General features: G+C 58.2%; 10 protein-coding genes and 1 tRNA gene. 5 read left to right on the top strand and 6 right to left on the bottom strand.

Annotated features, from left to right (window positions below):
- Together hemF and NW856_RS12820 are read right to left on the bottom strand one after the other, a co-directional pair.
- Nucleotides 1-789, bottom strand: a 789-nt coding sequence (hemF, locus tag NW856_RS12825) for an oxygen-dependent coproporphyrinogen oxidase (RefSeq protein WP_414400581.1), incomplete at its 3' end; no start/stop codon positions are given.
- Between the two features lie 146 nt (nucleotides 790-935).
- The gene (locus tag NW856_RS12820) at nucleotides 936-1,178 is read right to left on the bottom strand and encodes a Ycf34 family protein (RefSeq protein ID WP_011434378.1); all 243 of its coding nucleotides are present in this window, start codon (nucleotides 1,176-1,178) and stop codon (nucleotides 936-938) included.
- Between the two features lie 214 nt (nucleotides 1,179-1,392).
- Here NW856_RS12820 and NW856_RS12815 point away from each other — a divergent pair, with 214 nt between their 5' ends.
- The 3 genes from NW856_RS12815 (at nucleotide 1,393) to NW856_RS12805 (ending at nucleotide 3,562) form a co-directional block, all read left to right on the top strand.
- Nucleotides 1,393-1,689: a hypothetical protein gene (locus NW856_RS12815; RefSeq protein WP_414348680.1), complete on the top strand. Its 297-nt coding sequence runs from the start codon at nucleotides 1,393-1,395 to the stop codon at nucleotides 1,687-1,689.
- A gap of 350 nt (nucleotides 1,690-2,039) precedes the next feature.
- Nucleotides 2,040-2,264, top strand: coding sequence for a hypothetical protein (locus NW856_RS12810; protein ID WP_414374684.1), 225 nt, complete (start codon nucleotides 2,040-2,042; stop codon nucleotides 2,262-2,264).
- A 26-nt stretch (nucleotides 2,265-2,290) separates the two neighbouring features.
- A complete protein-coding gene (locus tag NW856_RS12805; protein WP_414358292.1) occupies nucleotides 2,291-3,562 on the top strand; it encodes an MDR family MFS transporter in 1,272 nt (423 codons plus the stop codon).
- Between the two features lie 106 nt (nucleotides 3,563-3,668).
- Here NW856_RS12805 and NW856_RS12800 read toward each other — a convergent pair whose 3' ends face one another.
- Complete coding sequence (locus NW856_RS12800) at nucleotides 3,669-4,991, bottom strand: dihydroorotase (protein ID WP_414400580.1); 1,323 nt, start codon at nucleotides 4,989-4,991, stop codon at nucleotides 3,669-3,671.
- Between the two features lie 139 nt (nucleotides 4,992-5,130).
- On the opposite strand from NW856_RS12800, the gene NW856_RS12795 reads away from it, so the two are divergent.
- Nucleotides 5,131-5,204, top strand: a tRNA-Arg gene (locus NW856_RS12795).
- A 33-nt stretch (nucleotides 5,205-5,237) separates the two neighbouring features.
- Here the strand turns inward: NW856_RS12795 and NW856_RS12790 are convergent.
- From NW856_RS12790 to NW856_RS12780, 3 genes are all read right to left on the bottom strand, one after another.
- The gene (locus tag NW856_RS12790) at nucleotides 5,238-5,672 is read right to left on the bottom strand and encodes a type IV pilin protein (protein WP_414400579.1); all 435 of its coding nucleotides are present in this window, start codon (nucleotides 5,670-5,672) and stop codon (nucleotides 5,238-5,240) included.
- Nucleotides 5,673-6,245: 573 nt separating this feature from the next.
- A complete protein-coding gene (locus NW856_RS12785; protein ID WP_414400578.1) occupies nucleotides 6,246-6,992 on the bottom strand; it encodes an FAD binding domain-containing protein in 747 nt (248 codons plus the stop codon).
- Nucleotides 6,993-7,140: 148 nt separating this feature from the next.
- On the bottom strand, nucleotides 7,141-7,572 hold the full coding sequence (locus NW856_RS12780) for a DUF1818 family protein (protein ID WP_414382812.1): 432 nt from the start codon (nucleotides 7,570-7,572) through the stop codon (nucleotides 7,141-7,143).
- Nucleotides 7,573-7,661: 89 nt separating this feature from the next.
- On the opposite strand from NW856_RS12780, the gene NW856_RS12775 reads away from it, so the two are divergent.
- Nucleotides 7,662-9,368, top strand: a complete 1,707-nt coding sequence (locus tag NW856_RS12775) for a SpoIID/LytB domain-containing protein (RefSeq protein WP_414400577.1) — start codon at nucleotides 7,662-7,664, stop codon at nucleotides 9,366-9,368.
- The last annotated feature ends 63 nt before the right edge of the window (nucleotides 9,369-9,431 follow it).

Here is a 9,431-nt window from a genome sequence, read left to right as displayed (position 1 = left end):
CCCCCATTCCATCCCCTGCCGCCGCTCCACAATCGGCACATAGGCCGGCAAGAAGGCGTCGCCACAGGTTTGCACCAACTGGAAAAGATGTTCCCAACTGCGGGATCCCACCCGCACCTGTAACGATGGTGGCTCAGAAGCCAGTTGTTCGGGATCCCCTTCCGCCTGACCTTCGGGCCGATAGAGAAGCCCAGGGCGTTCATCCTGATAGTCGAAGAAAATGCCGCCAACACCGCGCGCCTCGCCGCGATGGGGTAGGAAAAAGTATCGATCGCACCAAATCTTGAAAACCGGGTAGTAGGCGGGATCCAAGCGGTCACAGGCTGCCTTGGCGGTGCGGTGAAAATGGGCCGCATCCTCCTCAAACAGGTAATAGGGGGTGAGATCCATCCCGCCCCCAAACCACCAAACCGGCCCCGCCTCAAAATAGCGATAGTTCAGGTGTACCGTCGGCACATAGGGGTTGCGAGGATGCAACACCATAGACGTGCCTGTGGCGTAGAAAGGATGCCCTGCCGCTTCTGGACGCTGCTTCAGAATCGAAGGGGGCAGATGGGATCCGAACACCTCGGAAAAATTGACTCCCCCCTGCTCAAACACGTCTCCCTGCTGAATGACCCGCGAGCGCCCGCCCCCTCCTCCAGGGCGTTCCCAACGGTCTTCCCGAAACTTGGCTTTTCCGTCTAGGGCCTCCAGACGGGCACAGATGTCATCTTGTAGGCGCTGCATGAATTGGCTCACCTGTTGACGGGCATCCACTGGCAGCGCTGTAGGGCTTGAGGCCAGCATCATAGTCTTCCAATCTCTCGAAACTCGATAAAAACCTCTCCAGCCCCCATCAAACCTCTCAGACTGGGAGAGCCGAACTGCCAAACTGAAGAGTTCTAACCTGGCCGGGCAAGAAACTCCCTGGAAATCCAGGCCGCTCTTGGATCTTACGTGGGAACCGCCTCATAGGGACGAAGTCGCGCCCATTTGTTCCGTTCCTCGCGAAAGCTCTGGCAGCCCACCACATCCCATTCCATCTCGGTGCCCCCATTGCGGATATTGACATTGATCTGGGGGCCCTGCGGCTCAAAATCCGGCGTCAGTGTGAGATGAGGTTGCTGATGCTGCGCTTCCACGGCATGGTAGGTGGTACAGCGATCCACGTAGTAGCAGTGAATACAAATACACATGGCTGCTGCCTGCAAGAAACGGTTCCCAATCTTGAGGGTAGCATCCTGCCTCCTTCCAGACGGCGGATCCCCTCTTTCTCAGCCGATTCTTGAGATATTTCTTAGCAAAGAGAGGCATCTTCTCGTCTCTCGTCTAAAATCTCGACATATTTCTCAGGCTGAGGCTTGATCTGCCCTTAGGATCAAACCATCCAGGCTATCCAGAGGAACTGCCATGAACACTCACACCCGCTACCGCTTCACCTGTACCCTCTCCTTTGGAGATATCTACGGCCAGATCATCATTTGGCTGATTGTCATCTTTGCCAGCTTGGCCGCTGCCCTCTCCCTGATGAATAGCCCCCTCTACGCTTTTCTCACCATTGCCCTGATTTTGGTGATTTCTCTGCCTTTCCTGCTCTTCGCCTTCGTGACCACCCTGCTCAACCACATCGAGTTTGCCGTTGTCCCCCCTGAGGAAGAGGAAAATCGCGCTGCTGCTGCGGCTAAGTCGCCCGTGGCCGTCAGCTAGAAGCAACTAGCAGCCGGTTAGCGCTTGTCGGATGGATCCCTTGCCCCAAAGACACCTGTGCTGAGTTAAAAAAACCTTGGCTCTCTTGGTCTAGCGCTTGGGTTAGCTCCTGCAAGGCAAGCAGGTGGATGACTTTTTATTTGCAATTGTTTTACGATTGTTAATGTTAGGACTGTAAGGCACAGCTTTTTCCAGCCTTGTCCAGGTCTGCGGCTGAGCTACAGGCACCCTGTTGTGGGCAAAAGGGAGCTACGGCTCGGCTGTGGCGAGGCAGGGACTGGCTTCCTGCTCAGCAAGTTTTGGGAAAAGCGTTGAGTCGGCTTAGAAGAGGACTGGGTGTTTTGGGGCAGATGAAAAGTAGCTTGGTGCAGCTCGATTATCGAGTTTATAAGTTGGCGCGGCTGTTGAGCGAATATCTGGAGTTGGGGGAATGGGTTGCCCTGTCTGCTGGTTCGCTGGGTGAAGAGCCTTCCGGTAACGAACATCAGGCTTGGCTTGGCAGATTTTCAGCTTACCTGTCAGAGTCGGAGCAGGGTTCTTGCCCTGGCGTCGGTGAACGGGATCCCGTAGGCTAGGTAGGCCCTCCCCCACTGCACCCAACATGCGGATCCCTTCTTGGTGGCCGAAGCTCAGTTTTCAGGTTTGGCTAATCTTTGTCGGTCGGCTGCTTTCCCAAACCGGAACCGGCTTTACCCTGTTTTATGCCACCCTCTTTTTTGTCAATCAGGTAGGGCTGACCGCCACCCAAGTGGGCTTGGGGCTGGGCATTATGGCTTTTGCCGGGGTGTTTGGCCGCATCCTGGGCGGCTCGATGGCCGATGGAGCTTGGGGGCGCCGCTCCACTTTGATCCTCTCCCTGGCCATTTCCAGCTTGGGGTCGTTTGGGTTTGCGCTCTCCCATAACTTCTGGAGTTTTGCTCTGGCCAATGTGGCTGCAGGTTTGGGGCAGGGGTTGTACTGGCCGCCTGCAGAAGCGATTGTAGCGGATCTAACCACCCGCGAGCAGCGCAACGAAGCCTACGCCCTCAACCGTCTGGGGGACAACTTGGGCCTCAGCCTTGGGGTGGCTATGGCCAGCACGCTGGTGGCTCTGACGGGGGCCTATCGGCTCTTGTTTGTGATCGATGGTGTCACTTTTCTGATCTTTCTGGCGGTGCTTTGGTTTTTTATCCGGGAAACTCGGGCGACTTGTCCGGCAGCAGAGCCGGTGTTGGCAGGTTGGAAAACCGCTCTCAGGGATCGCTCCCTCTTGGTGTTTGGCCTGTCGAATATCCTGTTCACCACCTATGTCGCTCAGCTCAGCAGCAGCATGCCCCTCTACTTCCGCAATGGGGTAGGGATCCCAGAGGTGCAAATCGGCATTTTGTTTGCCTTACATGGGGCCTTGGTTGCTCTGCTGCAGATGCCGGTGGCCCGTTGGCTGAATCGCCGGACGCGCATTCAAGGGTTGCAGGGATCCGCCCTGATGTGGGGGGTAGGATTTCTCTTGGTTTGGCTTAGCGGTCTGGCGGCGGGGTTGGGGTCGGTGGTGGCAGTCTTGGCGCTGGCGGTGCTCTCTTTGGCGTTGGTGAGCTACAACCCCTCTGCCTCTGCTTTGGTGGCGGATTTGGCACCGGATCACTTGCGGGGAGTGTATCTGTCGGTCAACTCTCTTTGTTGGTCGGCGGGGTTTGCCCTTGGCCCGATGATTGGGGGGATGGCCTTGGACTTGCCGCAACCGTGGGCAAGCGGGCTGTGGATCTTTTGGGTGATCACCGTCAGTTGGGTTTGGGGGATCCTCGGCTTTCTAAACCGCATTCTGCCCTGCAAGGTGAATAGAACCGCAGCGCCTCTGGTGATGGAGCCCGCTCCCCTCGGTGATGCGGAACGCTAGAGCCTAGAAAGGAGACAGATCTCGGGATCCCAATCTTGGCCAACAGTTTGCCAGGGTATGGATGATGACTTTTAGATGGAATAGATAGAACGCCAGGGATCCCTGGCTAGCGCTGAAATTGCAGGGCCTTTCCCCGCACCGAGGGATCCACACGGCCATTTTGAAAGGCGATCTGCCCGCCCACGAGGGTTAGCAGTGGCCAGCCTACCAGCTCCCACCCTTCAAAGGGGCTCCAGCGGCATTTGGTCAACAGTTCTTCTCGCCGCACCGGCTTGGGGGTATGGCGATCCACCAACACCAAGTCAGCATCGTAGCCCACTTGCAGTCGTCCTTTGTTAGGGATCCCGTAGAGGCGGGCCGGCGCCTCACACATCCACCGCACCACCTGCGCCAGCGTACAACGCCCCTGCTGGGCTGCCGTCAACATCAGAGGCAAAGCGGTTTCCACGCCGGGCATACCGGAAGGGGAGTGGGGATAGGGCTGAGCCTTTTCTTCCAAAGTATGAGGGGCATGGTCGGTGGCAATGCAATCCAGGATCCCGTCGTGCAGCCCCTGCCACAGTTGGGCCAGGTTAGCGGGATCCCGCAGGGGGGGGTTCATCTGGGCCAGGGATCCCAGACGAGCGTAATCGGCGGTGCTGAGCAGTAGGTGTTGGGGGGTCACCTCTGCCGTCACCCAAGCTGGCTTGTGCTGGCGCAGCAGCTCCACCTCTAGGCCGGTGGAGAGGTGCAAAATGTGTAGGCGATGGCGGTAGCGGGTGGCCAAGTCCAAAGCCCGCCGTGAGGCGATCAGGGCCGATTCCTCGTCCTGAATTTGCGAGTGAACAGCTACGTCTGTGCGTCCGGCAAACAGGGCCTTACGAGCTGTGATGCGAGACAAATCTTCGGCATGGACGGCAATTAAAAAGTTGGGATCCGTTTCCCCGAAAATCCGCTCCAGCGCCGCCTGATCATCCACCAACAGGGGCCCATGCATGGATCCCATGAAGATTTTGATGCCACAGGCTCCCTGCACCGTTTGCAACTCTTCTAAGTTATCGGCAGTGGCCCCGATAAAAAAGCCGTAATTGACCACACACTTGCTGGCCGCACGGGCCAGCTTGTCATCCAGCGTCGCTTGGTCAATCGTCAGCGGGTCGGTGTTGGGCATCTCCAAAAAGCTGGTCACCCCGCCCCGGGCACAGGCCCAGGATCCCGTCTGCAGGTCTTCTTTGTGCTCGCGGCCAGGCTCGCGAAAGTGAACTTGGGGATCGATAACCCCCGGCATCAGGGTATGGCCCTCGGCGTCGATGACCTTGGCCACCCCTTCTGGCGAGAGGTTTGGGCCGATTTGGGCAATGCGCCCCTCCCGCACCAGCACATCTCCCCGCCAGGGATCCCCTTCCGGCACCAGCAGCTCAGCATTTCGGATCAGCAAATCGCCAGACAAAGCTCCGCCCTCCCTCAAAGGCGCTCTCAGAATAACACCAACCCCAGTCGGAGCGCGTTAAGAATTGGCTGAGCACCACTTCATCTGCAAAAGGGCTGTAATCTGGGATGGGGGCTAAGATCGGTAGGATGTCCGACAAGGGGCTGTAGCTCAGATGGATAGAGCAAGCGCCTCCTAAGCGCTAGGTCGGCGGTTCAAGTCCGCCCAGTCCCGTCTCCTCAAGCCGCCAAATCTCGCCCAGGCAAGTCAATGATAGAGGTTGCAGGAGTTGTGCAGGTCGTAGCCAGAGACCAGAACCTCTTGCTGGCGATCCCCGAGGCCAATGTCACAGCGCAGGGGATCCCCACCAGCAGTTGTGTAGGTGTAAGACTCAGTCATCCAACGAATGCCGCTTGGGCCAGGTGTGGGAGGAACAACTTCGGGAAGACGGTAGTTGTAGGCTTGCCAGGGATCTTGTAAATAGCGATCCCCGTGGATCCCTCCGAATTCAATATCGGCGTAGCCGGAGGGATAAACCGTAAAGTCCATGCGGAAGATTTCCGAAGCACGGCCAACGGTCGCCAAAGCTGTTTGGGCTTCAGCAACTCTGGAACGGCGAATGTGGTTAAGCAGGTTGGGAATGGCCACCGCGCAGAGAGTACCGACAATCACAATGACCACAAGCAACTCGATCAATGTCATGCCACGAGGAGCTGCAGTGGCCAGACGGAAAAGGATTCTCCTGAGATAGACTTCATGAAGGGAAAACCGATTCATGACAGCCTCAGCCCCACTTTGGGAGAAATCAGGCACCCGGCTAAACCCGAAGGATCTTGCCCTGGTATTCAAGCCTTTTCTTGGTCTCAGGTTACCCTTCGCAGACCCAAAACTTTCCTCATCAAATCATGTGAACTCCTGAATCCAAAACCCCACTGGATATCAACTGTAGGTAAATTTTTTGTAAACTGGCTTCAAGTTTCAAGGCCAGATAAATCTGAGTTCACTGTGAACTGTTTTCGCGGCTGTCTATGGGGTGACACTGCCAGTTGCTACTGCCCCAAACTTTTATGTGTTACCCATTTTTGGAACAGCAACAGATGAATTTTTGCCTGTGGCTATCTCAATCCTATGGACGGGAATGTCAGACTTATGGTCATTTCGATTCAAACTGGGGCACTGACCCACGCCTAAAACCTTTACTTTCAGAGCGGCGGGAGCTTTGGCAGGATGAGTACGTCGTTCTCAGCCCCCTGTTGGGATGGGGCAATACCCCGATTAGCCCAAGATGTCTATACAGCGGCGAATCAATACCTCACTCATGCGTTGGCGGTAAAGGGCGCTGGCCCGAAAATCCGCGATCCAGCCGTGGGCTTGCTCTGCCAAAAGTTGGGGAAGATGTTCTGGATCGGGCCGGGATCCCAGCCGCACCAGTTGTGGGGGTGAAAGGGCAGCATTGAGTCCGAAGCGATAATCGCCTGAGTCGGGATCGCGGGATCCAGCGACGATCACCAAGGCGGGATCCGTTTGGGTGATGCCGAGCCGCTGAAAGGTGCTGGGGCCGCGCAGCCGTTGGGCCGGGATCCAGATGGATCGCAAGGCTTCGCCCGGCTGCAGCAGAGTTTGTTGGGGGCCGATTTGAAAGTCCTGAGCGGGGATGTGGCGCAGGGATCCCTGCAGATCGATCAGCGTGTAGGTGGCCTCAAGAGCGATCAACACGGGTGCTACGACACCGACACTCAGGGCCAGGCAGAGATTTCCCCCTATCGTTGCCAAGTGGGCCACCTTAAAAGAGGCCAAAGACGCCATTCCCTCGCACAGGGCGCGGATCCCTGGCCAATGGGGTGGCCAATCGTATTGCAACAGTTGCCGGAAGGTACAGGTTGCCCCAGTTTTAACCCTTCTGCGCTGATTTCCAGCTCGTTCCAGTCCAGAGGATGCAAATCGATCAGTCCCCGCAGGTGGGGTTGCGGCTGTGAGAAGAGCCAAGTCCCCCCGGCCAGCCAGTTCCAGCCGGGATCCCATGCGGTCAAGTCCTCAAGCTGTTGGGGACGAATGTAAGTGTGCAGATGGTGCAGATCCATCGGTTCTCTCAGGCGCTGAAGGGAATCAAGGGGTTGTAGCTTCGCCCCAAAAACCCTGGGCAGGGATCCAGACTGCAGGCTTCAGGGGGCTAGAGAGCTTCCTGAAAGCATTGGGCGAGGGCCTGGCATAGCTCAGGGACAACATCAGCAGGCCAAAAACCTTCTCCGCGCCGGCCTTGATGCAATTGCACGTAGAGGCCCCAGGCGGTGGCGCTGCCGCTGGCAATCAACGTCAAAGCAGGGCAAGTCTGCTCCAGCGTAATGCCCTCCTCCGCCATCAGTTGGGAGGCGATGGCCTCCATATCCTGCTGCAGGCGCTGCACCCCCTGCACAAACGCTTGCCACTCCTCCTGAGTGAGCTCCAGCGCCCAGGCTTCTCCCCCCACCAGCGCAACAAAAGGGGAACGGGTGGGATCCCAGCCCAGCCTCCAGCCGGATCCCTTGTGCAAAGAGGGGCGGCGTCCCGCCGTGGCGATTGGGAACCCGTCGTCGGGAACAGACATGCGAGGAAAAGCATCCATGGTGCTCCCCACTGCTGACGCAACCGCTGCAGGTAGGCCAAAAAAGATGGGGGTAAAATCGACAGGGTGTGTTTTAGGATAAAGCGGCCATGGCCAGTTGTCAGCCTCCCACTGCCAAACCTCGCCGGTTTTCAAGGACTTCGTCCTGCAAACAGAGCACCCTCATTTCCGGCTTGGGCCTGTTGCTGACGGCCTTGGCGCTCCATGCCGCCGACGCGACCGGCGTTGGCGAAGAGACCTTTGCCACGGCGGCCACCCCCGAAAACCCAATCCTGCACATAGGCATTGTGCAACGCTTTGGCCGTTCTGAGACGGATCAAGTGGAGCTGGCGGCGCCGACGGGATCCCTTCTCACCCTGGAATTCCCTCAAGCAGACGGCAGCACCCAGACCCAGCGAACGCCTCGGGTCAGCATCGGCATTGTCAATCGCGCCCTGACCACCCCGGAAACCGTATACCGTCTAATCCTCAGCAGCCACAAAAGTTTTGAGAGTGCCGAGGCCAACGCCAACCATTGGCAGTCTCTGGGCATCAGCACCGAGATCGCCCAGCCGCAAGAATGGCAGGTGTGGGCCAACCGCGCCTACACCCCGCAACAACTGATCCAGATTCAGCAGTATGCCCAGAAGGAAGGGATCCCCCATGTGCGGCTCGAGGTGCAGGAGCGGCGAGAACGGGCGGAGCTGAGCTGGATCCATGAACACTTTCGCTACCACCGCACCCGCCTCAGGGTGACCTCTGATGCCGGCTATCTACGGGTGAACGACCACTACTATGCCGGATCCATCACCTTTCAGCCCAATGCCTACGGCAGCTACACTGTGGTCAATGCCGTGCCTCTGGAAACCTATTTGCGGGGGGTAGTTCCCCACGAGGTGGGGTCGGGGGCTCCCTTTGCCGCCATGGCTGCCCAGGCGATCCTGGCGCGCACCTACGCCCTCAAGAACCTCCACCGCTTTCAGGTTGACGATTATCAGCTCTGTGCCAATACCCACTGCCAGGTTTACAAGGGATTGACCGGAACCCACCCGCGGGCTGACGAGGCCATTCGCCAGACCAGCAGCCTGGTGCTCACCTACAACGGCGAGCTGGTGGATGCCGTTTATTCTTCCACCAACGGTGGCGTCTCGGCGGCCTTTGAAGACGTTTGGGACGGGGATCCGCGCCCCTACCTACGCCCGCAAGCGGATATTGCCCATCGTGCTCCGCAGGGCGAGGAGCGCCATCAACCGGGTAAGCCCCTGGATTTGCGGCAGGAGAGCAGCTTCCAGGCGTTTTTGGCCCAGCGAGAGGGCTTCAACGAAGCAGGAGTATCCCGCCTATTCCGCTGGGAGTTCTCCCTATCTTTGGAGGAGCTGAACACCCAGTTGCGGGCCGGCCAAGACTACCTAGGGATCCCCATGCCCACTTGGAGCAGCATCGCGGGAATGCAGATCCTGGAGCGCTCCGCCAGTGGCCGGGTGCAGGCGATGCAATTGGACTTGCAGACGGCAGAAGGGATCCACTCCATTCTTTTGCGCAAAGATCAGGTGCGCTTGGCTTTTCCCCGCCTGTACAGCACCCTGTTTCGGATAGAGCCTCTCAAACAAGGGGAGCGATTGGCGGGCTATCGCTTTATCGGCGGCGGCTTCGGCCATGGGGTGGGCTTGAGCCAGTACGGCTCCTATACCCTGGCTCGGCAGGGGTTTAACGCGGCGCAAATCCTCGCTTTTTACTACCCCGGCACCACCTTGGCCCCGCTGGGATCCCTCTCCCTGCAGTTGCCTGCCGTCTCAGCAGCCTACTCCGTCCGCTAGAGATTCAGCTAGAAGCCACAGGAGCCCTGCCCTCTGCCCACAGGGCGAGGGTCGGGAGGAATG

It is taken from the genome of Synechococcus sp. R3-13 (genome assembly GCF_047462195.1).
Classification (GTDB): domain Bacteria; phylum Cyanobacteriota; class Cyanobacteriia; order Thermostichales; family Thermostichaceae; genus Thermostichus.
The sequence above is the reverse complement of the archived record's forward strand: the minus strand, read 5'-3'. Positions and strand labels throughout refer to the sequence as shown.

Coding starts and splice junctions, on each gene's coding strand:
- NW856_RS12820 (WP_011434378.1), bottom strand. CDS start 1,178: ATGTGTATTTGTATTCACTGCTACTACGTGGATCGCTGTACCACCTAC.
- NW856_RS12815 (WP_414348680.1), top strand. CDS start 1,393: ATGAACACTCACACCCGCTACCGCTTCACCTGTACCCTCTCCTTTGGA.
- NW856_RS12785 (WP_414400578.1), bottom strand. CDS start 6,992: ATGGGATCCCGGCTGGAACTGGCTGGCCGGGGGGACTTGGCTCTTCTC.
- NW856_RS12790 (WP_414400579.1), bottom strand. CDS start 5,672: ATGACATTGATCGAGTTGCTTGTGGTCATTGTGATTGTCGGTACTCTC.
- NW856_RS12775 (WP_414400577.1), top strand. CDS start 7,662: ATGGCCAGTTGTCAGCCTCCCACTGCCAAACCTCGCCGGTTTTCAAGG.
- NW856_RS12780 (WP_414382812.1), bottom strand. CDS start 7,572: ATGGATGCTTTTCCTCGCATGTCTGTTCCCGACGACGGGTTCCCAATC.
- NW856_RS12810 (WP_414374684.1), top strand. CDS start 2,040: ATGAAAAGTAGCTTGGTGCAGCTCGATTATCGAGTTTATAAGTTGGCG.
- NW856_RS12805 (WP_414358292.1), top strand. CDS start 2,291: ATGCGGATCCCTTCTTGGTGGCCGAAGCTCAGTTTTCAGGTTTGGCTA.